The 25,109-nt window shown below is 41.5% G+C and carries 22 protein-coding genes and 1 tRNA gene; 11 read left to right on the top strand and 12 right to left on the bottom strand.

From position 1 onward, the window contains the following. Nucleotides 1–77 precede the first annotated feature (77 nt). A complete protein-coding gene (locus tag PTT44_RS08385; RefSeq protein WP_004982696.1) occupies nt 78–389 on the top strand; it encodes a DUF5713 family protein in 312 nt (103 codons plus the stop codon). A 54-nt stretch (nt 390–443) separates the two neighbouring features. Here the strand turns inward: PTT44_RS08385 and PTT44_RS08390 are convergent, their stop codons facing one another. Beyond that, nucleotides 444–809, bottom strand: coding sequence for a hypothetical protein (locus PTT44_RS08390; protein ID WP_168158134.1), 366 nt, complete (start codon nt 807–809; stop codon nt 444–446). 98 nt (nt 810–907) lie between these two features. Then, a tRNA-Leu gene (locus PTT44_RS08395) sits at nt 908–993 on the bottom strand. A 212-nt stretch (nt 994–1,205) separates the two neighbouring features. Here PTT44_RS08395 and PTT44_RS08400 point away from each other — a divergent pair. Beyond that, a complete protein-coding gene (locus PTT44_RS08400) occupies nt 1,206–2,975 on the top strand; it encodes an alkaline phosphatase D family protein (protein WP_168158133.1) in 1,770 nt (589 codons plus the stop codon). A 38-nt stretch (nt 2,976–3,013) separates the two neighbouring features. Here PTT44_RS08400 and PTT44_RS08405 read toward each other — a convergent pair whose 3' ends face one another. Next, complete coding sequence (locus PTT44_RS08405; protein ID WP_168158132.1) at nt 3,014–3,742, bottom strand: hypothetical protein; 729 nt, start codon at nt 3,740–3,742, stop codon at nt 3,014–3,016. Between the two features lie 175 nt (nt 3,743–3,917). Here PTT44_RS08405 and PTT44_RS08410 point away from each other — a divergent pair, with 175 nt between their 5' ends. Then, nucleotides 3,918–4,430 carry a hypothetical protein gene (locus PTT44_RS08410; protein ID WP_168158131.1) on the top strand — a complete coding sequence of 171 codons (513 nt, stop codon included), beginning with the start codon at nt 3,918–3,920 and terminating at the stop codon, nt 4,428–4,430. 47 nt (nt 4,431–4,477) lie between these two features. Here the strand turns inward: PTT44_RS08410 and PTT44_RS08415 are convergent, their stop codons facing one another. From PTT44_RS08415 to PTT44_RS08430, 4 genes are all read right to left on the bottom strand, one after another. Then, the gene (locus PTT44_RS08415; RefSeq protein ID WP_168158130.1) at nt 4,478–4,762 is read right to left on the bottom strand and encodes a hypothetical protein; all 285 of its coding nucleotides are present in this window, start codon (nt 4,760–4,762) and stop codon (nt 4,478–4,480) included. Between the two features lie 121 nt (nt 4,763–4,883). After that, nucleotides 4,884–6,224 (bottom strand): CitMHS family transporter, encoded by a 1,341-nt coding sequence (locus PTT44_RS08420; RefSeq protein WP_004982682.1) that lies wholly within the window; start codon nt 6,222–6,224, stop codon nt 4,884–4,886. Between the two features lie 238 nt (nt 6,225–6,462). Next, nucleotides 6,463–7,791: a hemolysin family protein gene (locus PTT44_RS08425; protein ID WP_168158129.1), complete on the bottom strand. Its 1,329-nt coding sequence runs from the start codon at nt 7,789–7,791 to the stop codon at nt 6,463–6,465. Nucleotides 7,792–7,920: 129 nt separating this feature from the next. Further along, nucleotides 7,921–8,910: a LysR family transcriptional regulator gene (locus PTT44_RS08430; RefSeq protein WP_005400438.1), complete on the bottom strand. Its 990-nt coding sequence runs from the start codon at nt 8,908–8,910 to the stop codon at nt 7,921–7,923. Nucleotides 8,911–9,557: 647 nt separating this feature from the next. On the opposite strand from PTT44_RS08430, the gene PTT44_RS08435 reads away from it, so the two are divergent. Beyond that, on the top strand, nt 9,558–11,162 hold the full coding sequence (locus tag PTT44_RS08435; RefSeq protein WP_005400439.1) for an isocitrate lyase: 1,605 nt from the start codon (nt 9,558–9,560) through the stop codon (nt 11,160–11,162). Between the two features lie 104 nt (nt 11,163–11,266). On the opposite strand, the gene PTT44_RS08440 is transcribed toward PTT44_RS08435, so the two are convergent. Next, a complete protein-coding gene (locus PTT44_RS08440) occupies nt 11,267–11,641 on the bottom strand; it encodes a diacylglycerol kinase (RefSeq protein WP_058870076.1) in 375 nt (124 codons plus the stop codon). Nucleotides 11,642–11,855: 214 nt separating this feature from the next. Continuing rightward, the gene (locus tag PTT44_RS08445) at nt 11,856–12,995 is read right to left on the bottom strand and encodes a glycerophosphodiester phosphodiesterase (protein ID WP_273795612.1); all 1,140 of its coding nucleotides are present in this window, start codon (nt 12,993–12,995) and stop codon (nt 11,856–11,858) included. A 256-nt stretch (nt 12,996–13,251) separates the two neighbouring features. Between PTT44_RS08445 and PTT44_RS08450 the strand changes: the two genes are divergently transcribed. The 4 genes from PTT44_RS08450 to PTT44_RS08465 all read left to right on the top strand — a co-directional run bounded on the left by PTT44_RS08450 (nt 13,252) and on the right by PTT44_RS08465 (nt 18,918). Next, nucleotides 13,252–16,356, top strand: coding sequence for a multidrug efflux RND transporter permease subunit (locus PTT44_RS08450; protein ID WP_168158127.1), 3,105 nt, complete (start codon nt 13,252–13,254; stop codon nt 16,354–16,356). Between the two features lie 134 nt (nt 16,357–16,490). Further along, entirely contained in the window at nt 16,491–17,837 is a 1,347-nt protein-coding gene (mgtE, locus tag PTT44_RS08455; RefSeq protein WP_168158126.1) for a magnesium transporter, read from the top strand. Nucleotides 17,838–17,952: 115 nt separating this feature from the next. Next, nucleotides 17,953–18,546, top strand: coding sequence for a DUF4112 domain-containing protein (locus PTT44_RS08460; protein ID WP_168158300.1), 594 nt, complete (start codon nt 17,953–17,955; stop codon nt 18,544–18,546). A 6-nt stretch (nt 18,547–18,552) separates the two neighbouring features. Further along, nucleotides 18,553–18,918, top strand: coding sequence for a bleomycin resistance protein (locus PTT44_RS08465; RefSeq protein WP_168158125.1), 366 nt, complete (start codon nt 18,553–18,555; stop codon nt 18,916–18,918). Between the two features lie 73 nt (nt 18,919–18,991). Here PTT44_RS08465 and htpX read toward each other — a convergent pair whose 3' ends face one another. Together htpX and PTT44_RS08475 are read right to left on the bottom strand one after the other, a co-directional pair. Further along, nucleotides 18,992–19,897, bottom strand: a complete 906-nt coding sequence (htpX, locus tag PTT44_RS08470; protein ID WP_004695643.1) for a protease HtpX — start codon at nt 19,895–19,897, stop codon at nt 18,992–18,994. A 117-nt stretch (nt 19,898–20,014) separates the two neighbouring features. Continuing rightward, nucleotides 20,015–20,887, bottom strand: coding sequence for a lytic transglycosylase domain-containing protein (locus PTT44_RS08475; RefSeq protein WP_168158124.1), 873 nt, complete (start codon nt 20,885–20,887; stop codon nt 20,015–20,017). A gap of 503 nt (nt 20,888–21,390) precedes the next feature. Here PTT44_RS08475 and ttcA point away from each other — a divergent pair. Further along, nucleotides 21,391–22,314 (top strand): tRNA 2-thiocytidine(32) synthetase TtcA, encoded by a 924-nt coding sequence (gene ttcA / locus PTT44_RS08480; protein WP_004695645.1) that lies wholly within the window; start codon nt 21,391–21,393, stop codon nt 22,312–22,314. Nucleotides 22,315–22,541: 227 nt separating this feature from the next. Further along, nucleotides 22,542–22,925, top strand: a complete 384-nt coding sequence (locus tag PTT44_RS08485) for an SCP2 sterol-binding domain-containing protein (protein WP_004695646.1) — start codon at nt 22,542–22,544, stop codon at nt 22,923–22,925. 66 nt (nt 22,926–22,991) lie between these two features. Here the strand turns inward: PTT44_RS08485 and PTT44_RS08490 are convergent, their stop codons facing one another. Continuing rightward, entirely contained in the window at nt 22,992–24,104 is a 1,113-nt protein-coding gene (locus tag PTT44_RS08490; protein ID WP_148825666.1) for a transglycosylase SLT domain-containing protein, read from the bottom strand. Between the two features lie 365 nt (nt 24,105–24,469). Here PTT44_RS08490 and greB point away from each other — a divergent pair, with 365 nt between their 5' ends. Then, a complete protein-coding gene (greB, locus tag PTT44_RS08495) occupies nt 24,470–24,964 on the top strand; it encodes a transcription elongation factor GreB (RefSeq protein ID WP_168158123.1) in 495 nt (164 codons plus the stop codon). Nucleotides 24,965–25,109 lie beyond the last annotated feature (145 nt).

Here is a 25,109-nt window from a genome sequence, read left to right on the forward strand (position 1 = left end):
CTGCTTTTTTATTTGGTGATTTGTTTGGTTTATGTTATACAGACTCGTTTTTTAAGTTTCTCATTTTGAGTGCCTGTATGTTTGCAGATTTACTTCTCCCTATGTTTGATGATGAATATTATCCCGATATTCTTGTTGCTGAAGTGAAGCAGCATGTCGAGACTTTTGCTAAAAAAATTGTAAAAGCAAAATCTGAGGGTGATATTTATCAATATGCCAATGCCACAGTGGCTGAAATTAATGAAATGAAGCCACATTTTGAAGATCTAGATTCGTCATTAGATGATTCTGCTGCCGATTTTATTGCTGAAGCGATGATGATGGTGGTACAAGATGCTGGGTTTATGGATATTGAAATGGAAGAATTGGTGGTGAACAGAGAGTGGTGAGTCACTCTCTCATTTCAAGTTCTGTTGGTTTTGCTTTAGAAGCTGAGATTGCTGTTATAACTCATCTAAAAGATCGGTGAGATGACAACTTTGGTTCAAATGTTCATCTCCAATCGCATCGACTGTCATCACGTATTCGCCTTCGACCATTTCAGCATTTGCACTGAGATTCAGCCAAAATTTTGGATGCTTTTTCATGAGCTCACGAATATGTTGCTCATCTTTAGTATGATTAAAGCTTAATTTAAAATGAGCATCTACTGATTTACACGCATGTAAATAGAGTTGACGGTCTTTTTCAATAATTGTGCCTGCAAACAAGTCATAAAAGGTATCGCTATCTGTTTGCTGTGAGGTGGGGTTTGCATGGCTGACGTTTGCAAAAACTAGGCTCAGGATAATGAAGGTATTCTTTTTCATATTGTGATTGTTATGTGCTTCGATGCATAAATTATAGACATAAAAAAACCAGCATATCGCTGGATTTTTTTATTGCACCATCTTAATTAGCTTAAGAATGGTGCCCGAGGCCAGACTCGAACTGGCACGCTTTGTGGGCGGGGGATTTTAAATCCCCTGTGTCTACCGATTTCACCACTCGGGCATGAGCGCAATAATAGAGGACGAAATAAAAGTTGGCAAGTCTATTTGTGATTATTTGCTTTCTTTTCAATCAATTCAGCGGTTTATGTTTAAAAAATAGCAAAATTATCTGTCTGCACTTGTTCAGGCGTCATAAAAATGTCATCGACTTGAGATATGGATGTCATCTTTTTCGCATAAATTTCAAGTCCATATCGTCTTTAGGCAATCCACATGACAAAAAAAATGAACCGCCGAGAACTTATTCAAAAAACTTTGGCAGGATTTGGTGCTTTATCTTTACCTATTTCACTGACCGCTTGTGGTGATGACGCCGATTCAAACACACAGCCCACTACGCAAGTGCAGTTTTTGCATGGGGTTGCCAGTGGTGATCCTTTACAAACTCAAGTTATCATTTGGACACGCGTAACACCATCGGATAGCAGTGCGCGTTTAGAGGTGCTGTGGGAAGTGGCAAAAGATGCAGACTTTAAACACATTACAGCAACAGGAAAGGTGCTGACTACAGCTGCACAAGATTTTACGGTGAAAGTGGATGTGACGGGACTTGCTGCGGGGCAAGTTTATTTCTACCGTTTTAAATCGGCGTCGACATATTCAATCACAGGGCAAACCAAAACTTTGGCAACGCAAGTACAGTCGGTACAGTTTGCCGTATGCTCATGTTCAAATTATCCAGCGGGTTATTTCCATGTTTATAAAGAAATTGCAAAACAGGATGTGGATGTTGTGATTCATTTGGGGGATTACATTTACGAATATGGTATGGGCGGATATGCAACGGAAGAGGCTGTAGAGATGGGGCGTGCACTGGCGGATGATAATAGCTTAGAAATTATTCGCTTAGATGACTATCACAAACGTTATGCTTTATACCGACTAGATGCAGATTTGCAGGCCGCGCATCAACGTCATCCTTTTATTGTGATTTGGGATGACCATGAACTCGCAAATGATACATGGGAAAAGGGTGCTGAAAATCATCAGTCAGATACTGAAGGCGATTTCCTTGAACGTAAACTTGCGGCACTGGCGGCCTATTTTGAGTGGATGCCAATCCGTCCGCTTTCTGAAAAAGATCATTTGAATATTTATCGCCAGTTTAACTTTGGTAATTTAGTGCAGTTGAATATGTTGGATACGCGTATTCTAGCGCGGAGTAAACAGTTAGATTATGCAGATTATTTAACCGCATCGGGTTTGGATGTTGTGCGCTTTACTACAGATATGCAAGACCCAAATCGAACGTTACTGGGGTTGAATCAACGCGCATGGTTAACACAGCAACTTGCGAGCTCTAAAGCCACATGGCAAGTTTTGGGTCAGCAGGTGTTGATGAGCAAAATGCTTGTTCCAGCCGAGATGTTACAAGTGCTCAGTGCAATCAGTAGCGGCGCGTTGACTCCAGAGGTTTTGGCGCAGGTGAATCAACTCATTAAAGAATTAGTAGAAATAAAACTTCGTTACTTAAATCATGATCCATCTTTAACAGTAGAGCAGTTGTCTCGTATTAAAACTGTGGTTCCTTACAATTTAGATGCATGGGATGGTTATGCGGTTGAAAGGGAGACGCTGTACGGCACACTGCAGTATTTAAATAAAAAAGTCGTGGTCTTGGCTGGTGATACACATAATGCTTGGGCTTCGGACTTACACGATTTAACAGGGCAATTTGTGGGTGTGGAGTTAGCGACAAGTTCAGTTTCCTCGCCAGGTATGGAAAAGTATTTGTCTATTCCAATGCAACAACTCCAAGAGTTTGAGTTTGCTTTTACAACCTTGATTGATGAGCTGAGTTATTGCAATTTAAATCAGCGCGGTTATTTGAAAGTCCGTTTTACCGCAGAGCAGGTGCAAGCGGATTGGATTTTCGTAGATAGTATTAAGCACAAAGAATACATCGTTGACGAAACTCGCTCGCATCAAGTGATATTAGACTCGACATTATTGCCAGTCAGTGCATTAAAACAAACGGCATAAAATGACCTTAGAAAAACCGAGCATCATTGCTCGGTTTTTTATAATTTTTCATCGATATAACTGTCGAGATCGATGTGCTTAATCTGCTTACAGTAAGCATGCTCATACTTCAGCAGTTGCACATATAAATCTGCTTCATGCCCCAGCTGGGTTTTCCGTGCCTGATAATCTTCAGATTGATGGGAGCTAAAGCGCAACTGGAATCGAGATTTGACCGTTTGCTTATAGGCCCAAAAACAGACACGTCTGAGTTGTTGTAACTGATGATGTTCAACCGACTGGCTGTGGTCTCGAAATAAATTTTCTTTATAGAAGCGCACAAAACCAAAGTTCACACCAAAATAAAACAAGATCCACATCAGCAAACTGCTTTCAAGGAACATCAGATTTAGTCCACTTAAAAGAATCACTGCAGCGAGTTTGATGGGCGCATGGCGTTGCAGTTGATACAGGGAGTTTGATGAATGTTTAATTTGTTTAATGACAAAAGGTAAGACCCACATCAGCACCAGTAAAATACTGATAATGGCATAACTGTGACTTTGGAGTGGATCGAGATTCTCCAAGTGAGTTAAGTAAAAATCTTTCAGAATTAAGCTGATTGGAATAAAAATCATCACCGCCAAAACCCACGGAATAACTTCACGCTGGTCATCTAAAATACCGCGTGTTTTGATTTGACTATAAAGCAAGTAATTACGTTTAAATGCGGCAGGGTAAAGGGTCTCTAATTGTTGCAGTAACAGTTGAACTTGTTTGGATTGCATCGTCAAAAAAAAGAGCGTATGAGAAAAATAGCCTTTACTATAGTAGATTTGGAAGGGGATGGCTCAAAAAAATACGTGAAACAGAATATTCACAGAGAAAAGCACAACAATTTCGCTTTTTCACTCTGAATTATGCGAAAATGTCGGATTCAATTTTTTTGTCTAAGGGCAGTTCATGACTGATCATTCTCCTGAATCTTTAAGTGATATCGAAATTTTAGACATTTTGCAGTCTATGAAAGAAGATGAGCTTGATACAGAGGCAAAAGAAGAGATTCGTAAAGGCGGTAAAGCGGGTCGTCAAGAAGCACATAAACTTGCGATTGTGGCTTTGAACCAATCTTTTGAAAGTAAGTTTGTTGAAGCTGTAGCTTTGGCGTTGGGTCTGAATGAAGGTCAAGCCAAAAAAATTCGCTATAAGAAAGACCGCATCCGTATTTTAAAAGTACGTGGGATTGATTACATGGCGATTGATGGTGCGGAAACAGCACAGGTCTTGTCACAAGTTGCACAAGCCATTGTACGTGAAGATGCGACCGTGACACATGATTTGCACAACATCTTCCCATTTTGGAAAGAAGGCTGGCCAATGGTTCAGTTTGACAGCGCATATAAAATTTTATCTGAAGATATTAGCATTCACTATCAAGCGACTTTAGATAAATTGCTTGAATTGTATGGTCGTTAAGGTCGCAGTATCAAAGCACCTTCGGGTGCTTTTTTATGGGCTTCTATTTAACTATGAAAAATCCAAGCCAGTAATAAGCTGATGGGCCAAATAAACAGTCGCCACCATGTAATCAGTGGATTCCAGAAATACTGTCCAAAAGACAGAGTCTCGTTAAAGCTTCGTTGTCCACGTTCATAAGCATAAGGTGTAATCCGCCATGCTAAAATCAGCAAAACAATCGCACTTACGATCAGCAGCGTGTGGCCGTATTGAGCAAAATAATAATAAATCAGATAGAGCGCAGAATAAAAGAAAGTACATGCCAACACAGCGGGCAATGAAAAAGACATAGGTTTGACTCTATTGTATTGTTATATCAAGGTATTATAAATGAAAATACCCGATGTGATACATCGGGTATTTATCGGTTGTTGAACTTAAGGTTTGTTATAACTCAGAGTAGGTTTTAAATTAACCCAGTGTTGAATAAAGTGGGAAAATACCAAAGATCATCGCTGTAACCAGCATCACTAAACAAGTAATCACCGCCCACTTGATGGTAAATTCTTGGTGTTCACCAAAGTTAATTCCTGCCAACCCACAGAGTAAGTAAGTCGATGGAACCAATGGGGACAGTAAGTGTACAGGTTGACCAACAATCGATGCACGAGCCATTTCCACAGGAGTGATACCATAGTGTCCGGCGGCTTCAGAGAGTACAGGCAGTACGCCAAAGTAGAAGGCATCGTTCGACATAAAGAAGGTCAGCGGCATACTAATCACAGCCGTGATTGGTGCTAAATATGGCCCCATACTTTCCGGAATAATGGCAACCAATTCTTGAGACATGGCTTCAACCATACCTGTGCCCGACAAAATACCAGTAAAAATACCTGCAGCGAAGATAATCCCGACCACAGCTAAGGCACTGGCAGAGTGGTTACCAACCAAACGCTTTTGCATGTCTAAATCTGGATAGTTCACCACCAAGGCAATACACAGCGCCACCATGAACAGAATGGCCGCAGGTAAAACACCCATCACTAAGCAGACCATCAAGACCAAAGTCAGTAGTGCGTTAAACCATCTTAAGTGGGCACGGTTAGCTTCTGGTTCTTGCGAAATCTGAATACTGTCACCATGGCTAATATCTAATTCCACAATACCAATGCGTTTACGCTCCATACGGCCATACATAAAGCCGAGGAAGTATAACCACCCAATTGCAACCAGCATTGGTAAAATCATCGGAACAAAGACATCGTTTGGATCGACATGCAATGCCGTTGCAGCACGTGCTGTTGGTCCACCCCATGGCGTTAGATTCATGATTCCGCTCGCAAGCATCATTAGACAAGCCATAATTAAAGGACTCATACCAATACGCTTATACAACGGTAGCATTGCGGCAACACAGATCATATAAGTGGTTGAACCGTCACCATCCAAGGAAACAATTAAAGTCAGCGTAATGGTGCCGAGGGTCACTTTTAAAGGATCGCCTTTAACCTGCTTTAAAATCCACTTCACTGAAGGGTCGAATAAACCCGTGTCGATCATAATTGCAAAATAAAGGATTGCGAAAAGAAGCATTACGCCCGTAGGAGCGAGCTTTTTAATGCCTTCCATCATCATATTGCCAAGTTCAGCAATATCAAATCCAGCAAGGTTGTCAACAAAGAGACTTAAAACATAAGTAAGTAATGCAAAAATGATAGGGATTAAAGTTAAAGCAACAAGAGCGCTCAGTCGTTTGGACATGATTAAGTACATGAAGCACATAATCATGCCTAAACCTAAAATGGTCAGCATGGATCAATCCTTTGAACGTGTTAAGTCTGTTTATTCATCAAGTGACAGCGATAGTATGCAATTCAGCATGATTTTTAAATGCTCTTAAACATATGTGATTTTTCGTTCTATTTTTCTAATAAATAATATATATCTATAAAGTATGGTTAAGATACTTATTTTGTATAACTCCATATACTTACAACTGAAGCCATAAAAAAACCTTGCAGTTGCAAGGTTTTGATTCAAGGCGATGTTTCTATTCATCGACTGTTTTGGTTTCAGGTTGTAGTGCTTCTTCAAGTAAACGCGTCACTAAAAGTTGGTCAATCTTAAAATGGTCGACATCGACCACTTCAAATTTAAAGCCTGCGTATTCTACGGTATCAGCAGGGCGTGGAATTTTGCGTAGACGGTACATCATAAAACCAGCCAAAGTTTCATAATTTTCTTCATCTGGCATTTCATCAATGGCCAGTGCATGCTTCATGTCTTCAATCGGCGTGCTACCATCAATCAGCCATGAATTGTTATCACGTTTAATAATCTGTTGTTCAGCTTCAATAGGGGTGACCCAGTCGCCCATTACCGTAATCATAATGTCTGACAGGGTGATGACGCCCACGACCAAAGCATATTCGTTAATCACAACGGCAAACTTTTCTTTGGTGGAGCGAAAACGGTCTAATAACTCAGACAAGGTTAATGTGTCTGGAATGGTGAGAACATTACGAATGGTGCTTTCATTGAGTTGCAGTAAAGATTGATTATTCAAAATACGGACCAGAATGTCTTTGGCATCGACATAGCCAATTACATCGTCAATATTTTCACTACAGACTAAAAACTTAGAATAAGGATATTCAGCCAATTTTTGACGAATACTGGCTTCGGATTCATTTAAAGTAAAATACACTACATTTTCACGCGTAGTCATACTTGAAGGAACGTTCCGCTCTTCAAGCTCAAATACGTTTTCAATGAAATGATGTTCTTGCTTTTGTAGCACCCCAGCTTGCGCACCCGCATCCATCACTGCAGAAATGTCATCAAAGGTAATGTTGTCATCACGTGTGGTATTCACTTTAAACAGGCGGAATAACAAGTTGGCAAGGGCATTAATAATCCAAGCCAAAGGTTTGCAGACCTTAATAAACACCTGAATGGGGTTAATCACCGCAATAGAGATTTTTTCAGGGGCAATCATGGCCAAACGTTTTGGCATGAGGTCAGCAAACAAAATAAATAGCGAGGTGACTAAAGTGAAAGATAGCGCAAAGCTAATAGTTTCAGACCAAGGGCCAGTATAAAAACGAGAAACAAAGCTCATGAAGTAAGGACGAAAAGCCCCTTCACCTAAAATACCGCCCAAGATTGCTACTGCGTTTAAGCCAATTTGTGAAGCGGCAAAGAAGTCAGCAGAATTTTCTTGTAAATTCAAAACTTTCTGTGCGCGATCATCGCCCGACTCAGCCAAGATTTTCAGCTTGACCTTACGTGCTCCTGCCAGTGCAATTTCTGTCAGAGACAAGAAACCCGCCCCAGCAATCAGGACTAGAATGATAACTATGTTTTGAAAAAGGCTCACGGAATCCACCTGTGATTCATCGTTATTATGAATATTTTTAACACAAAAAAATAAAGACAGTAATCACTTACTGTCTTCTATCATACCTGAGTTATTGGTATGAAAATGAATTATTTAGAGCTTGAATGCTTAATAATGTGAGAATTGCGAGTTATTGCCTAAAAACTCACGATTTTCTTCCTCAATCATTTGACGTGCCACATACAAAATTAGCTGTCTGAGCCAGCGATGTGCAGGATGGTGATGCAACAGTGGACACCATGCCATTTTCAACTCAAATTCTGGAATATAAAAAGGTGGATCTTTAATCAGGAGATTTTGACTTTTGGCTTGTAGGCGTGCAATACGGGTAGGTAAAGTCGCGACTAAGTCTACATTTGAAGCCAATAGTGCAGGCATTTGATAATGTCGAGTGAAGACCGAAATTTTACGTTTCTGTCCAATACGCTCTAAAGCTTGATCAATCCAACCGAGGCCTGCTTGTTTTTCAGGGTTAACACCGAAACCAACGCCCATACCTGTTTTAGAAACCCAAATATGCTGTGCATCAAGGTAACTTTTTAGGTTTAAGTTGCTGGCAGCGGGGTGTTTACCGTTGAGCAAACATGAAAAACTGTCACGCCAGACCAAAACTTGGTGGAAGCTTTGTGGAATTTCGTTAAATCGGTTAATCGCTAGATCAACTTTACCTTGTTCCATATCACGATATGACACATCACTTGGAGTTAAGAAGTCTAAAACCACATTGGGAGCTTCAGAACGTAATGCTTTAACGAGGCGGGGAACTAAGGTTGCTTCGGCATAATCCGAAGTCATAATACGGAAAACACGATTTGAGGTATAAGGACGGAACTCGGTACGAGGTTCCAAAATCATGGAGAGATCAGAAAGAGCGTCACGTATGCGGGGTTGTAATTCTAAAGCCCGTTCGGTCGGTGTCATACCTTCAGAAGAACGAATGAGCAGGGGATCATTAAATAAGTTACGAAGACGACGTAGAATATTACTCATTGCTGGTTGGGTGACACCCAATTGTTCAGCTGCTCGGGTTACATTTTTTTCGCGTAAAAGTACGTCCAAGTAAATTAAGAGGTTTAGATCAACCCGCTCCAGATTCATAAAATAAATACCGAGAATAAAATCATGAAATTATTTGCATTATGCCATAAGCCATCGGGCTTGTGTAATAAACTGACGAAAAAAAAAGCATCGGGTTGTATAAAGAATACCCCCTTCATTTTCTCAGAAAATGGGTTTTTATGCTTAAAAACGGAGAGCATATTAGTCCTAAGCAATGTCTCAATATGCGTAAATTGAGGATCAGATTATCGCCTAGAAAATGGCTTGAGATGGCTTATTGTTGGTTGAATAAAAGCGTGATAAATACTCTTTTTGCTGAATATTGAACTTTTGTCATTTGGGTCAAATTAAGTATTGATTTTCGGTTTGAACTCTTTTTTTCAACGGCCGAGACTTAAGTCTAATGAAGAAATATTCGACAAAGTATGTATTTTTTACGGTTTTCTTATTTTATTTAAGTTTAATAATAACAAATACTTGTCTTTGATTTTTCGAAATATAATTAGACTTTTATCTATATATTTTTTAAATAAATACTGAAAATTAATGCAGAATATTGGATTAATTTTTTCTGTCAATCTAATCTGTATTCATCGCAACGAAGCGCTCTAAATCTAAGCAAAAGCTTGAGGGTCTGATTTTAGCTTTTCGTTGAAGAAAATCCTAATATTATTACAGGAAATATCATGACTACATATCAAACAGCGATTGATGCAATCCGCGAATTAAAAGCAAAATTCGGTAGCACTTGGGCAGACATCAGTCCTGAAGATGCTGCGCGTATGCAAATCCAAAACCGTTTCAAAACTGGTTTAGATATCGCTAAATACACAGCTGCAATTATGCGTCGTGATATGGCTGCTTATGATGCTGACTCTAGCAAATACACTCAGTCTTTGGGTTGCTGGCACGGTTTCATCGCACAACAAAAAATGATTGCGAACAAAAAATACTTCGGTACGACTGAACGTCGTTACATCTACCTTTCTGGTTGGATGGTTGCTGCGCTTCGTTCAGAATTTGGTCCACTTCCTGACCAATCTATGCATGAAAAAACTTCAGTACCTGCGTTGATCGAAGAAATCTACACGTTCTTACGCCAAGCTGATGCTAAAGAATTAAACGACCTTTTCCGTGCGCTTAAAAAAGCAAACGAAGCAGGCGATACTGCTAAAGCTGCTGAAATCACTGCACAAATCGACGGTTTCCAAACTCACGTTGTGCCAATTATTGCGGACATCGATGCTGGTTTCGGTAACGAAGAAGCGACTTACTTACTTGCTAAGAAAATGATCGAAGCGGGTGCTTGTGCACTACAAATCGAAAACCAAGTATCTGACGCGAAACAATGTGGTCACCAAGCTGGTAAAGTAACTGTTCCACACGAAGATTTCATCTCTAAAATCCATGCATTACGTTATGCATTCTTAGAAATGGGTCTTGATGACGGTATCATCGTTGCGCGTACTGACTCTGAAGGCGCTGACTTGACTCAAAAAATCCCAGTGGTTAAAGAGCCAGGTGACATCGCTTCTCAATACATCGGTTTCCTAGACACTGTTGAAATTGACATTGCTGATGCTCAAGAAGACGAAATCCTAATCAAGCGTGATGGTAAATTACACCGTCCTAAGCGTTTGGCTTCTGGTTTATACCAATTCCGTCCAGACACTCAAATTGACCGTGTTGTTCTTGACTGTGTATCTAGCCTTCAAAATGGTGCTGACCTTCTTTGGATCGAAACTGCGACTCCAAACGTTGACGAAATCGCGCACATGGTTAACCGTGTTAAAGAAACAGTTCCAAATGCGAAACTTGTTTACAACAACTCTCCATCATTTAACTGGACGTTGAACTTCCGTCAACAAGCTTACGACCGTTGGGTTGCTGAAGGTAAAGACGTTTCTGCTTACGACCGTGCTAAATTAATGAGCGCTGAGTACGATGCAACTGAATTAGCTGCTGATGCTGATGAAAAAGTACGTACGTTCCAAGCAGATGCTTCTCGTGAAGCGGGTGTGTTCCATCACTTGATCACACTTCCGACTTACCACACTGCTGCGCTTTCTACTCATGAGCTTGCACAAGGTTACTTCGGTTCTGAAGGTATGTTGGCTTATGTTGCTGGCGTACAACGTAAAGAAATCCGTGGTGGTATCGCTTGTGTTAAACACCAAGCAATGGCGGGTTCTGACATCGGTGATGATCACAAAGAAATCTTCTCTGGTGACAACGCTCTTAAAGCGCACGATGATGCTAAAAACACAATGAACCAATTCGCTGCTCACTAAGCACTGAACTGATTCAAAAGAAAACCCTGCGAAAGCAGGGTTTTTTTTATGACTTAATTTTGAGCTTGTTGAACAGTTTGAGCGTGAAATATTGAACAAAAATGTTAAGGCATCAGAATCAGTAGCCAAACAATAAAGATAATACTTAAAGAAACAAACTGTGCAGCACTGCCCATGTCTTTGGCATTTTTTGAAAGCTCATGCCGCTCCAGAGAAATACGGTCTACAATCGCCTCAATCGCTGAATTGAACAATTCAACGATAATTGCAAGTAAACAAACGGCTACCATGAGGGCTTGTTCTAAGCGACTGACATCACAGAAAAAGCTTATTGGAATCAGAATCAGGTTAATCAATAGGACTTGGCGAAAAGCTGCTTCGTGCGCAAATGCGGCCTTAAAACCTGAAATGGAATAATGAGTTGCATTAAAAATACGTCTAAAACCTGACTTGCCTTTGAGTGGGGAATATTGGCTCATACCATCAACCATTTTAAAATTTCAGCCACAATACATGATCTATATTAAAAGTCACTTAATTATAGTATTCAAAAACTGCTTAATCTATGTATACCTAAAATAAGAGAAAAGAGATTAAAAAGCCTGCTTTTTAATCTCTATAGTTAAAGGGTGGATATGGGTTGGAAGTAAACGAGATGCTCAGTTGTCTGGTTTGCTTCGTAGATGATCTATTCTATTTTTTCAAAAAAGCATCGGCGGCTTGACGACCTAAAGCGGGATCATCGGTAAAGACACCATCCACTCCCGCTTTAAATAAAATCTCAAACTCTGCCAGTGCGCCTTTTTCGCACTTTTCAGCGGCAATGGCGCTACAGTCTAAATAGTCTGGCAAGAAATTGTTTTCAGGGCGTAGGGTATAAGGATGTACTTTTAAGCCCACTGCGTGTGCATCGTTCACAAAACTGGTCGGGGTCGCCGGCTGAGTATTCGGCACGATATAGGTTTTACTTGGCCCAACACCATGCGCATAACTTGCGACATCTTTTAGCCCTTGAGGTGTTGCCATATCACTATAGCGGAGTGTTGATTTGGCAAGCACAGCATCGGCAGGTTGTTCGGACTTGCCGCCATAGAGTTGAATAATTTTGGCATGTCGAATCGATTTTAATTGATCCAACTGTTGACGCATCTGTTTTAAGTTGCTGACTTCAAACGACTGGATATAGACTGGTGCAATGTCACGACTATAGGTGTGTTTGGCCAGCGTGGTTAATAAGCGTTGCTCCATGGCCAAATTGAGACCTTGGAAATAGCTGGGATGTTTGGTTTCGATATACAGGCCCACAATTTTTCCTGTCTTTTTATAGTGCGCATCTACGAGTTCAATAATTTCATCTAAAGTGGGCAGATCAAATTGATCATTATATCGGACATTTGCTGGACGAATCTCTGGAATACGTTCTCGTGCCTTCAGTTGCTTCAGCTCGTTTAAAGTAAAGTCTTCAGTAAACCAACCTGTGTAAGTCACGCCATCAACGACTTTACTGGTCTTCCGTTCTGCAAACTGCAGTAAGCTGCTGACATTGGTGGTTCCTCCGATTTCATTTTCATGGCGAGCGACTAAATAACCGTCTAGAGTTGGCACCAAATCAGGCTCAATAAAATCCGCACCATCATCAATCGCTTTTTGATAAGCGGCTAAGGTGTGTTCAGGGCGTAGCGCGCTGGCGCCGCGATGTCCAATAATAAGTAATGTAGGCTCAATGTATTCGGCGTTGTTTGATGGTGGCTGGGATGCTGCATTGTCTTTCTCATCATGATGACAGCCCAATAAGCCTAAAAAAATAAAACTCAATAATGTTCTTTTTAACATGTGTTCCTCAACATTTTATTGTGGTGTTGCGGACTCAGTGTTCAATTTTAATATCTCAGATCAATGACAAATTGCGAAAAATTACAGGATGTCATCAATTGGTCAAAAAGCTTTCTTCATAGTTTCTTCATATTTAGCTCTAATGTTCTATTTCATGTTGTTAAGTCTTGTTTTTTAATGATTCGTCATAGAAGATCAAGCATGAAGTGATACCAGTTTCTAGATCTAGCCTCAGACCCAAGAGTACCGCAGACCCATGCTGTCTAAATTTTTTATTCATCGTCCAATTTTTGCTGGTGTGCTGGCGATTATCGTGATGGCATTTGGTTTATTTGCCACCTTTCAGTTGCCTGTAGAGCGCTACCCCGATATTGCACCTCCGCGAATTACGGTGAGTGCAACATATACAGGTGCGTCGGCAGAGACGGTGGAGGAGAGCGTTACTCAGGTTTTAGAGCAGCAAATTAAAGGGATTGATCATTTACTGTATTTTAGTTCGAGCAGTGACTCGAATGGCCGTAGTCGAATCAGCATTAGTTTTGAAAATGGAACAGACCCAGATACCGCTCAGGTTCAAGTTCAAAATGCCATCAATGGGGTGATTAACCGTTTACCAGAAGATGTACAGCGTCAAGGGGTCAATGTCTATAAGTCGCTTGGCGATACGCATATGGTGATTGGCCTATATGACCAAACAGGCAAAAGCAGCAATATTGCACTGTCAGATTATATGATGACGCATTTGGAGCAAGATTTAGCCCGTATTGATGGGGTGGGTGAGGTTGATGTTTTTGGTGCACAGTATGCCATGCGCTTATGGCTGAATCCACACAAACTGCGTCAATATGGACTGATGCCAAGCGATATACGTGCAGCGGTTGAAGCGCAAAATACGCAAGTGGCCGCAGGGGCAATTGGCGAGTTACCCAGCCTGTCAGACCAATATTTAAATGCCAAAGTCACCTCCGGTACACGTCTAAAAACCGTTGAAGAATTCGAAAACATCATTGTTAAATCGACCCGCGATGGCAGTTTTATTTATTTAAAAGACGTCGCACGGGTGGAACTAGGCGCGGAAAATTATCAGTCATTTAATACCATTAATGGCTTTCCTTCAGCGGGGATGGGTATTTCATTGTCTTCAGGAGCTAATGCATTAGCAACTTCGGCATTGATCAAACAAGAAGTCAGCCGTTTGTCCTCTAAACTTCCTGAAGGCTATCAAATTGTTTATCCACGTGATAACACGCCTTTTGTACAAGAGTCGATTAAGGAAGTGGTCAAAACATTGTTTGAAGCAGTGCTTTTGGTGATTGTGGTTATGTTTGTATTTTTGCAAAACTGGCGCGCGACACTGATTCCGACCATCACAGTACCTGTTGTAATTTTAGGCACGCTGGCCATTCTGTATGTGCTCGGCATGAGTATCAACACCTTAACCTTATTTGCATTGGTCTTAGCCATCGGGCTTCTGGTGGATGATGCGATTGTGGTGGTGGAAAACGTTGAACGGCTGATGCATGAACAGCAGATGAGTGCTCAACAAGCTTCGATTGCATCGATGCAGGAAATCAGTGGGGCATTGATTGGGATTACTTTGGTGTTAACCGCAGTTTTTATTCCCATGGCCTTTTTCGGTGGTTCGACAGGAGTGATCTACCGTCAGTTTTCAATGACCTTAGTTGCTGCCATGGCGCTATCGCTACTGGTTGCACTGATTCTGACACCAGCACTGTGTGCCTTAATTTTAAAACCCAATGATAAATCGGCACGATGGGCAACTTGGTTTAATCTGAAATTGGATCAGCTAAAACAGCGTTATTTAAAGTTGAGTACGCAGACCATTCAGCACAGTAAAATCATGCTGGTGGTTTTTGTGGCGTTAATTGCCGTCTTTGCGCTGTTTTATCGTGCTTTGCCGACCAGTTTTATTCCCAGTGAAGATCAGGGCATTTTAAGTGTTCAGTTTAAATTGGCCGATGGCGCACCACTGAGTCAAAGCCGTGTGGTGGGAGAAGAAATTCGCCAATACTTTTTAGATAAAGAACAGGCCAATATCAATTTAGTGATGATCCGCTATGGGCGTAATTTCTCGGGGACGGGACAAAATTTAGGTCAAGGTTTTATTGCGCTGAAACATTGGGATGAACGTAAGGGGAAAGAGAACTCCGCACAAGCGATTCGAGAACGGGCGATTGCTCATTTTAGATCGCATCGAAATGCGCAAATTAATGTAAATATGCCGTCTTCAGTCAGTGGCTTAGGGCAAACCGATGGCATGGAGTTTTGGATACGTGATATCAATGGCGAAGGTCGTGCCTATTTAGAAGCACAGTTCAAAACTTTGCAGGAAGCATCCAAGCAGTATTCTAGTTTTAGCAATTTAGATAAACGTTCTAGCCCAGATAAAGCCGAACTCAAAGTGGATGTGAACCAAAAGCAAGCTTTGGCCAATGGACTCAGCCAGACCGCCATTAATAGCACTTTATCCAGTGCTTGGGGCGGAAGTTATATCAATGACTTTATTGACCGTGGTCGGATTAAGCGGGTAATTATGCAAGGGGATGCCGAGTTTCGTTCAAAACCTGATGACCTTCAAGCGTGGACCGTACGTAATGATCTGAACCAAATGATTCCATTTACAAATTTTGCCCAAGTGTCTTGGAGCGGAGGCCCTGAGGTGGTGAATCGCTTTATGGGCTATACCGCACTAGAAATGGAAGCGGATACAGCACAAAATGTCAGTTCGGGACAAGCCATGCAAGACGTACAAAACATGGTACGAGGGCATGATGGTATTGATCTGGCATGGAGCGGATTATCGTTCGAGGAAAACCAGTCCAATAACCAAGCATTGCTGCTGTATTTGGTCTCCATAGGCTTTATCTTTTTATGCCTTGCTGCACTTTATGAAAGTTGGAGTATTCCAACTGCAGTCATGAGTGCGATTCCACTCGGTATCGGTGGCAATATTTTGTTCAGTTATCTGACGGGTTTTCCGAATGATATTTACTTCCAAATAGCTTTGCTGACCACAATTGGTCTGTCCTGTAAAAATGCGATTTTAATTGTGGAATTTGCTTCATTGGCACAGCAAAAAGGTCAGACAGCAATTGAAGCAGCCTTGGAAGGCGCAAGCTTACGGTTACGCCCGATTTTAATGACATCTTTGGCTTTTGGCGCGGGTGTCACACCTCTGGTCTTTGCTTTTGGTGCAGGGGCGGCAAGTCGTAAGGAAATTGGGGTGAGTGTACTCGGTGGCGTGATTTTTGGCACGGTATTAGTGTTGCTATTTATTCCTTTAATGTATGTCTTGGTTCGCCGTGTGTTTCATGGACGAACCCCTCAGGACGAAGTTTAAGCTTGAATCCGAAACATTTGTATGCAGCGAATAGGCAAAGCGAACCTTTAACCCAATCAGGCCGAAAGGCCTGACATTTAAAGATCCTTTGCTATACTCGGACAGATTAAAGAAAAACAATATTTGAGTGGTGTATGCCAAATCCGTCATTTTCACAGCAAGATTTCCAAGAGCAATTAAATCAGCCCGATAACCATGCTTTTATCCAAAGTTTGAAACAGTACAGCACTGCGGATTTGGCTGATATTTTAATGGGCCTGCCTATAAATGACCAAATTCGGCTATTGGAACAATTACCACAAGCCAGTTATGTCTTTGAGTTTTTAGCATTAACCGAGCAGCAGCAGCTAGCAGCGCAATTGCCTCAGGCTTTGCTGGTGAAGCTACTGGCTCATATGCATTCGGATGACCGCACCGATTTATTTCAAAGCTTAGCGCAGGACGTTCAAGGTCATATTTTTCCGCAGTTAGATACGCATGTTCAAGCTCAGCTGAATGATTTAATGCACTATCCAGCTGAGTCTGCGGGTGCAATTATGAGCACCGAGGTCATTACGGTACATGCCGAAATGACCATGCAACAGGCGATTCAACATATACGACAGCATGCAGCGGAAAGTGAAACTTTATATCTCATCTATGTGACCGATGCCTCGCGTTATTTACACGGGGTGATTTCGCTGCGGCAAATTATCCAATCTCCGCCTGAGCAATTGATTGGACAGGTTATGACCAGTCATGTCATTACGGGTTTAGTCAGTGAGGATCAGGAAAGTATTGCACAGAAACTGGCTCATTATGATTTTATGGCTTTGCCCATTGTCGATGAGCAGCAGTGTCTATTGGGGATTGTGACTTATGACGATGCAATGGATGTGGTGCAACAAGAAACCACAGAAGATATTCTAAAAAGTAGTGCGGTTGCGGCCAGTCCGCAGATGAGTATTAAAACGGCTCCAATCCTCTTACTGTATCAGAAGCGGGTGTTTTGGTTGGTGTTTCTGGTTTTTGGCAGTTTACTCTCGGGGCTAGGAATTGCACACTTTGAAGACTTAATTGCGGCGCATATTGTTTTGGTATTTTTCCTTCCTTTACTGGTGGGAAGTGGGGGAAATGCGGGGTCACAGTCCGCCACTTTAATGGTACGTGCACTGGCAACGGGCGATGTACATTTTAAAGACTGGTTTTATTTGCTAGGGCGTGAAAGTCTGGTTGCGCTGTGTCTAGGCGGAACCATGGCAACGGCAGTCTCCATTTTGGGCTATTTCCGTGGGGATATTCTGGTCGCTGTAGTATTGGCACTGAGTATGATGGGCATTGTGTTGATGGGTTGTCTGATTGGTATGAGTCTGCCGTTTATCTTAAACCGCATGAAACTCGACCCCGCCAGTGCATCTGCACCTTTAGTCACCTCAATTTGTGATGCGTCAGGCGTGGTGGTATATCTACTGATTGCGTCACAAATCCTGACCTTGTCTTAAGCTAATAAGTAATTGTTTCAGCACAAAGTTAGCACAGAAAAAAGTCATGAAAACCAGCATAATTCAGTGGTTTTATGATGTTAAAGTGGTTGAAATGATGGAGGTCAGTAACAATATGCCTGAACCCTTAGAACAAAAAAAAATGAGCCAGCAAGATGTCATTCGTTTAGAGCGTGATTTGGCCAAATATGCCAATATGATGGATTCTGTGGTGCGTATTCCGTTCACCAAGCAGGGTGTCGGTGCCGATGCTGCGTTGAGTACTGTTCCGATTGCTGGGGATATCGCAGGTTTTGCCCTAACGTGTTATGCCATTTATAAAGCCAAGCAAATTGGCGTACCGCAAGAGAAATTGAGTCCAGTATTGAAGCTGGCTATGATTGATGCTGTGGTCGGTTTTATCCCTGTGTTAGGGACATTGTTTGATATTTTTATACGTCCGAGTCGTAAAGCACTGGATATGGTTCATGACCATATTCGGGAAGAATACCAAATCCATTCAGAGCATCATGTGACTCATCCTTTTCTTCATGAAAAATTGGAAAAGAAACAGCAGCAATCCGCATTTTGGCGAAATCCAGTAGTGGCATGGCTTTGGCTACACATCCCCGATTTGTTTGGCCTGATCTTTTTGGTGTGTTTTATGGGCTTATTGTGGTGGGGTGGCAGTGTGATGTGGCGTTGGTTACAGGGACTAAACTTAGGATAGCCACTCATGAAATTTGAAGGTCAGATTACGGCAAATTTGCCAGCGATTGAGTTGGCGTGCACTGCTTCATTTTATCATAGCTTGGGCTTTGATCTGGTGTATCAGTCCCCCGAGTGGATGATTATGCGTTTGGGCGAAATGACACTGGAATTTTTCCATCATCCGCATTTAGACCCTAACAGTTCATGGCATAGTGCCTGTATTCGCGTAGCGGAAATTCAACCCTATTATGAATACTGGTCTAAAGTGAATTGGTCGTTGTGGGAAAGCGCTCGTATGACCGATATTCAGGATTTTGATGAGATCCGCCAGTTTTGCATCATTGACCCAAATGGCAGTTTATTACGCTGTATCGAAGTAACGATTGAATAAAAATGTTCTGTTATGCAGAGTCACAAAAAAAGCCTCCAAGTGGAGGCTTTTTAAAATCTTGTGAACGAATTGTTTATGGACAATCGAGCTGTTGTAAAGCAGCAACACGTTGTTCAATCGTCGGGTGAGTTTGGAACAAAGCGGCTAAACTGAAGCCTTGTTCTTGACCTGCCGCGATTGCAAATGCTTTCATTTCTTTAGGCATCGCATCTGGAAGTTGTGACTCCGCTTGTAAGCGTAACAAGGCTGAAATCATTGCTTGTTTGCCTGCAAGACGCGCGCCTGCTTCATCTGCACGATATTCGCGGTAGCGGGAGAACCACATCACGATTGCAGAAGCTAAAATACCAAAGACAATATCAAGCACGATGGTAATGGCAAAATAAGCTAAACCTGGTGCTTCACCGTCTTCACGACCAAAAACATTACGGTCAATGAAATCACCTGCGACACGTGCAAAGAACATCACAAAGGCGTTCACGACACCTTGAACGAGCGCTAAAGTCACCATGTCACCATTGGCCACGTGACCAATTTCGTGAGCCAAGACTGCACGAAGCTCGTCTTTATTCATACGCTCAAGTAAGCCAGTAGAAACTGCAACTAATGCATCGTTCTTGTTCCAACCTGTAGCAAAAGCATTAGATTGGTAAGACGGGAAAATACCGACTTCTGGCATTTTAATACCAGAACGTTGCGCCAATTGAGCGACTTCTTGTAACAACCATGCTTCAGCTTGGTTGCGCGGGGCATTTGGGTCAATTAACTCTGTACCAGTTGTTTTTTTCGCCATCCATTTTGACATGAATAGAGAAATCATTGAGCCAACCATACCAAAGACAAAACAGATAACCAATAGGTTACCTAGATTTAAGCCACCCGCGCCATGGTAACTACCGACACCGAAGAGTGACAAGATAATGCCAGCTACAACCAGTACCGCGAGGTTGGTTAGCAAGAACAAACCAATCCGCATCATTGAGAAAATCCTCTTATAATAAAAAAATAATCTGATTTATAAATCGAAAATCATTGATCTCAATATGAGGTGAAACTCTTCAAAATTCAAGAAAAAATAATAAAACTGCTATAAAAATTATTCTGAAATTTGAATGCGGGCAGAGGCGGTTGCATTGGCTGTGGCATAGGAACCCGGCGCATCAGTAAAACTGCCATCGGCTGCGAGGATAATTTGACGTGAAGGTGCGCTACGACTCACACTGAGTTGCGTGCTTGGGGAAGAGTCTGAATCGTAATGTGCAGATTGGGCAATGACTTGAGCATTGGCCGGTGTGCTATTTGAGCCTGCAGAAATGTTGATCCCGCCTGCATATAAATTGCTATAACGGCTACTCACCCGGCGAACATAGTCTTGAGTTTCACGGAAGGGCGGAATACCGCCGTACTTTTGTACATTGCCTTCGCCAGCATTGTAGCCTGCAAGCGCAAGACTGGTGTTGCCGTTAAAGCGTTTCATCAGCCATGCCAAATACTTGGCACCTGCATTTATGTTCTGCTGTGGATCATATGCATTAGAGACATTAAAGCGCCGTGCTGTCGCAGGCATGAGTTGCATCAGCCCCTGAGCCCCAACAGGTGAGCGTGCATTCACATTAAAGCCGGATTCGGTATGCATAACCGCTTTAATTAAGCCTTCAGAAACGCCATGGGTTTGAGCCGCTTGGCGAATAATGTGGTCAAAAGCATTTTTGTTACGACTATAACTGGGCAATACGGAAGATTCAGAAGCCCCCCAGTTACTATAACTGTGGATATTACTGTCTGGATAATAGGTTTTCTTTTCGACTTTTAAGTTGCTATAACGACTTTGTTTATTGGTTAACAAGGTCGTGCCGTTGGAATCTCTCAATTGGTAGATGGTTTGACCCGCGTAACAATCTAGTGCCATGAACGAAATCGTCATACACCCCAAAACGTAAAAACGACTCAAAAGCAGCTTATTTTTCATTATCTATTATTAATCGTAAAAAAAATCGATTTCAGTGACTAGAAATGAGTTTAGCAAAAAAAGAACCGTCTGAAACTATTTTAAGTTCAAAAAATCCATGTCTTTGTAAAAATCAAGCCAAATTGTTGAGCAAGTAATCAAAAAAAATAATTAATTTATTTTTAATGAGGATTGCTTGACTGGGTTAAGTTGTTGAAATTTAATGGTAAATAAATTGATCAAAAAATGATCAATTTAAATAGAAGCCTTAAAGAGTGGGGGGAACACCTTGTCAAGTCGATTAGAATCCACAAAGTTATCCCCAGCTTTTGTGGAAAAATGTGGAAAAGTCCAAAACATAAGCAGTTCAGCTAAAATATGAACGCAATCGTTCAAAGTTAAACCGATTTCAATACATGAATATGACAGCAATGACAATTCATGAGAATTTACATTCTTTAGGTGCGAGATGGCTGTGAATCGGATAAAATTGCGCGGTATTTTTTTTAAGGTTTAACTCGTCTATGTTCTCGCCAGTTGAGTCCAATCAGGGATTTAATTTTAAACCAGAACTACCCACTAGCTCTGCGTATTATCGTCTGTTGAAAAAGTTACGCCGTCAGGTGGGTCATGCCATTCGCGATTTTAAAATGATCGAAGAAGGCGATAAAGTGATGGTCTGCATTTCCGGTGGTAAGGACAGTTATACCTTGCTCGATATTATGTTGCAGTTTAAACGCATTGCACCGATCAATTTTGATGTGGTGGCTGTGAATTTGGACCAGAAGCAACCCGGTTTCCCTGAGGACGTGTTACCACGTTATTTAGAAGAGAATAATATTCCCTACTATATCTTAGAAAAAGACACCTACAGCATCACCAAACGTTTAACGCCTGAAGGCAAAACCTACTGTGCAGTTTGTTCACGCTTACGTCGTGGCTCTTTATACGGCTTTGCGCAAGAAATTGGCGCGACCAAAGTGGCGTTGGGGCATCACCGTGATGATATCTTGGCGACTTTCTTCTTGAACTTATTCCATGGCGGTAGCTTAAAGGCGATGCCTCCTAAATTGTTATCGTCAGATAAAAAGAACATCTTGATTCGCCCACTGGCTTATGTGGAAGAAAAAGACATCATTAAATATGCTGAAATGCGTCAGTTCCCGATTATTCCGTGTAACTTGTGTGGTTCTCAGGAAAATCTGCAACGTGCCATGTTAAATGACATGTTGCGCGAGTGGGATAAAGCACATCCAAAGCGTTTACACAGTATTTTTGGCGCCTTGCAGAATGTTTCGCCATCGCAGTTGGCAGATCGTGAGTTATTCGACTTTGAAGCGTTAGATAGCGAACGTGAATTCGACTTTAAAGGTGAAAGTTGTTCAACGGAAGATGAACCGGAGAACAAACGCATTAACATGGTTAATCTTGGCTTTGCAGCAGACTAATTTTGTCAGTTAGGCCAATGCAAAACACCAATCAATGATTGGTGTTTTTTTTATGTGGATGATTTTGATAAACTTTGTATAAGAAATATAAAATATGAACGGTACGTACAAAAAACTTTAGGCACATGCAGGATATACATGCTATAACAATCTCCGAGCGTATTTAGCTTCACAATGATGCCGTCTGGATAGGCAGCACACAACGAACAAAGAATTGAGGAAACATCATGCCTGCTTTTTTAACTGATGATTGGTTTTCAACTGTAGAAACATTAACTGCTCAAGCGGGGAATTTGAACCTGCCGCCAGCACTTGCGAATCTTGCAATTAACTTAGTTGTTGCTGACAATGCGGGTAATACCGAATTATCTTTAGATGGTGGCGCAATTAAAAAAGGTTTGTCTTCGAACGCGAAAACAACTTTGAACATGGATGCTGAAACACTACGTAAAGTGTTCCTTGAGTTTGATATGGCTGCAGCAATGCAAGCGTTCATGACGGGTAAAATAAAAGTTCAAGGCGATATGTCGCAGTTGATGGCATTGCAAACAGCGAAGCCAAGCCAAGAGCAAAAAGATTTATTTAAGAAAGTGCTTGAGCAAACAGCTTAAGTGTTCTGAAATAAAAAAAGCTTACCTTTATAGGTAAGCTTTTTTTATGCCGATAGAGAGGATCTTTTAGATATTGACCAACTGCGGCGTGGTTTTAATATGTTCAAGATAAGCACGGATACGTGTCACATACTGTAGTGCTTGACGGTAACGGCCATTCTTTGCTTGGTTCTGTTGTAAGTAAGCATACAAATTGAGCCAGTTATTAGGGTCTTTACCTTGTGCCTGAATCCGTTTTTGAATCTGATTCACCGCACCCGGTCCCATATTGTACGCAACCAATGCATACCAGTTACGGTCAGGGAAGGGGATATCCTCATAGCGACTCAGCATTTGGTCGTAGTACTTAGCACCACCTTGAATGCTTTGCGCAGGATCGGTACGGTTACTTACACCCATGGCTTTGGCTGTGCTATTGGTCAACATCATCAAACCGCGGACACCCGTGGGAGAAATGGAGTTCGGTTTCAGATAAGACTCTTGATAACCAATCGCTGCTAATAAGTGCCAATCTAAATCGTACTTTTGCGCTGTGCTTTTAAAACTGGCCTTATAGATCGGCATACGCTGACGCAAATCGCGTTGAATCGTATTCCAGTTTTCAGGCTTCACGACATTACGGTTATAAAAAGAGGCCAATTGACCAATTGAACCAGATTGTTTACCACGGCAGACAAATCCGCTCGCCGTTTGCGTTAATGGATCATTCGCATGTTTAAACACCCAGTTCAGCTCAGTATTGAGGCCATTTTTACGTAAAACGTTTAAATCACCACAAGTAGCAGAAAAGGTTGCGAGACTTTTTTGCTCAATCGTTTGAACACTTGCCGTCGTCATTGCAAAATTTGCTTTGCCCTGTGCTACCCATTTCAGTGCTGTAGCATTATCGGGGACGGTTTTGAAGTCTAGCTTTACATTTAAGCTGTCTGCATAGTTACGTGCAAGGTCATAACCAAAACCATGCAAATGCTGACCATCTTTAAAAACGGTCGTTGGGTTTTCCACTGAAACGACAGTCAATTTATTATGATTGACGACGTTATCATACTGGTAGGTCTTACTTGCATTAATACTATGAAATGGAATTAACAAAGTACTTAAAGCAAGGGCTTTCAACGGGAGAGAGAAAGTTAATGAATTAAGGCAAAGCCTCGATCCAGAAGTTGAACTACTGTGCATGTTGTCTCCGCTACAAGTAATTTATGCCCTAGAACGCAAAGGCAAAAACATGCCTTAAAACGAGTTCAAGTTGTCTAAATTCAATAAGAGGTTGGGCATTCATGACGTCATTCAAAATGACATGGGATTAAGAAGATTATGTAGAAAAACTACATAGATTAAAAAATAGGCAACTAATTTAAGATGTGCGCATAATATATAGCAATTTTAAAAGTGTCAAATTTTGTGCAATATTTTTTTGAAAAATGTAACATAAAGATTTAATTTAATTCAGGAATTTATTTTATAAACTTCTGTTGTGGAGAAATAAGGGATAAAATAATCCTTTGTTGTAAATCAATAAGCAGATTTAGACGGCATTCATCATGAAATCAAACTTAATTACACGTGCAGGTCACGACAAATTGGTGGCGGAATTAAAGCAGCTTTGGCATGAAGAACGCCCTGAAATTACCAAGAAAGTAAACTGGGCTGCAAGCCTTGGCGACCGTAGTGAAAACGCGGATTATCAGTACAACAAACAGATCTTACGTAAGATTGATCGACGGGTTCGCTACTTGGGAAAACGCCTCGAAGAACTTCGTATTATCGACTTTTCTGAAGAGCAGGCTGGCAAGATTTATTTTGGCGCTTGGGTCGAGATTGAAAATGACGCAGGGGAACACAAAACGTTACGCATCGTCGGGGTGGATGAAATTTACGATCATCACCCGCAGCACATCTCCATCGACTCGCCGATGGCACGTGCTTTACTGTCCAAACAAGTCGATGATGAAATTGAAGTGTTGACGCCAACTGGAAAAAAACACTGGTATGTCAATTCAATTCGTTATGACAGACCTGAAAGTTCAGAGAACTAAAAGATTTTGTTTTAATTTTAGCCACTTGGTGTGATTTTTGAAGAAAAGTATTTGCCAAGTAGATTGAATGTTTATATGATGTCGCCCATGGAAGCGTGGCAGAGCGGTTTAATGCACCGGTCTTGAAAACCGACGAGGGTGTGAG

This window comes from Acinetobacter sp. Gutcm_16 (assembly GCF_028649355.1).
Taxonomy (GTDB): Bacteria; Pseudomonadota; Gammaproteobacteria; order Pseudomonadales; family Moraxellaceae; genus Acinetobacter; species Acinetobacter johnsonii.

Bases quoted from the DNA above. Each gene is read 5' to 3' on its own strand.
- PTT44_RS08430 (WP_005400438.1), bottom strand. From the start codon at position 8,910: ATGAATCTGGAGCGGGTTGATCTAAACCTCTTAATTTACTTGGACGTA.
- PTT44_RS08390 (WP_168158134.1), bottom strand. From the start codon at position 809: ATGAAAAAGAATACCTTCATTATCCTGAGCCTAGTTTTTGCAAACGTC.
- PTT44_RS08405 (WP_168158132.1), bottom strand. From the start codon at position 3,742: ATGCAATCCAAACAAGTTCAACTGTTACTGCAACAATTAGAGACCCTT.
- PTT44_RS08385 (WP_004982696.1), top strand. From the start codon at position 78: ATGTTTGCAGATTTACTTCTCCCTATGTTTGATGATGAATATTATCCC.
- greB (WP_168158123.1), top strand. From the start codon at position 24,470: ATGAAATCAAACTTAATTACACGTGCAGGTCACGACAAATTGGTGGCG.
- PTT44_RS08460 (WP_168158300.1), top strand. From the start codon at position 17,953: ATGCCTGAACCCTTAGAACAAAAAAAAATGAGCCAGCAAGATGTCATT.
- PTT44_RS08475 (WP_168158124.1), bottom strand. From the start codon at position 20,887: ATGAAAAATAAGCTGCTTTTGAGTCGTTTTTACGTTTTGGGGTGTATG.
- PTT44_RS08435 (WP_005400439.1), top strand. From the start codon at position 9,558: ATGACTACATATCAAACAGCGATTGATGCAATCCGCGAATTAAAAGCA.
- PTT44_RS08440 (WP_058870076.1), bottom strand. From the start codon at position 11,641: ATGAGCCAATATTCCCCACTCAAAGGCAAGTCAGGTTTTAGACGTATT.
- PTT44_RS08450 (WP_168158127.1), top strand. From the start codon at position 13,252: ATGCTGTCTAAATTTTTTATTCATCGTCCAATTTTTGCTGGTGTGCTG.
- PTT44_RS08465 (WP_168158125.1), top strand. From the start codon at position 18,553: ATGAAATTTGAAGGTCAGATTACGGCAAATTTGCCAGCGATTGAGTTG.
- PTT44_RS08420 (WP_004982682.1), bottom strand. From the start codon at position 6,224: ATGCTGACCATTTTAGGTTTAGGCATGATTATGTGCTTCATGTACTTA.
- ttcA (WP_004695645.1), top strand. From the start codon at position 21,391: ATGTTCTCGCCAGTTGAGTCCAATCAGGGATTTAATTTTAAACCAGAA.
- mgtE (WP_168158126.1), top strand. From the start codon at position 16,491: ATGCCAAATCCGTCATTTTCACAGCAAGATTTCCAAGAGCAATTAAAT.
- htpX (WP_004695643.1), bottom strand. From the start codon at position 19,897: ATGATGCGGATTGGTTTGTTCTTGCTAACCAACCTCGCGGTACTGGTT.
- PTT44_RS08400 (WP_168158133.1), top strand. From the start codon at position 1,206: ATGACAAAAAAAATGAACCGCCGAGAACTTATTCAAAAAACTTTGGCA.
- PTT44_RS08415 (WP_168158130.1), bottom strand. From the start codon at position 4,762: ATGTCTTTTTCATTGCCCGCTGTGTTGGCATGTACTTTCTTTTATTCT.
- PTT44_RS08445 (WP_273795612.1), bottom strand. From the start codon at position 12,995: ATGTTAAAAAGAACATTATTGAGTTTTATTTTTTTAGGCTTATTGGGC.
- PTT44_RS08485 (WP_004695646.1), top strand. From the start codon at position 22,542: ATGCCTGCTTTTTTAACTGATGATTGGTTTTCAACTGTAGAAACATTA.
- PTT44_RS08490 (WP_148825666.1), bottom strand. From the start codon at position 24,104: ATGCACAGTAGTTCAACTTCTGGATCGAGGCTTTGCCTTAATTCATTA.
- PTT44_RS08410 (WP_168158131.1), top strand. From the start codon at position 3,918: ATGACTGATCATTCTCCTGAATCTTTAAGTGATATCGAAATTTTAGAC.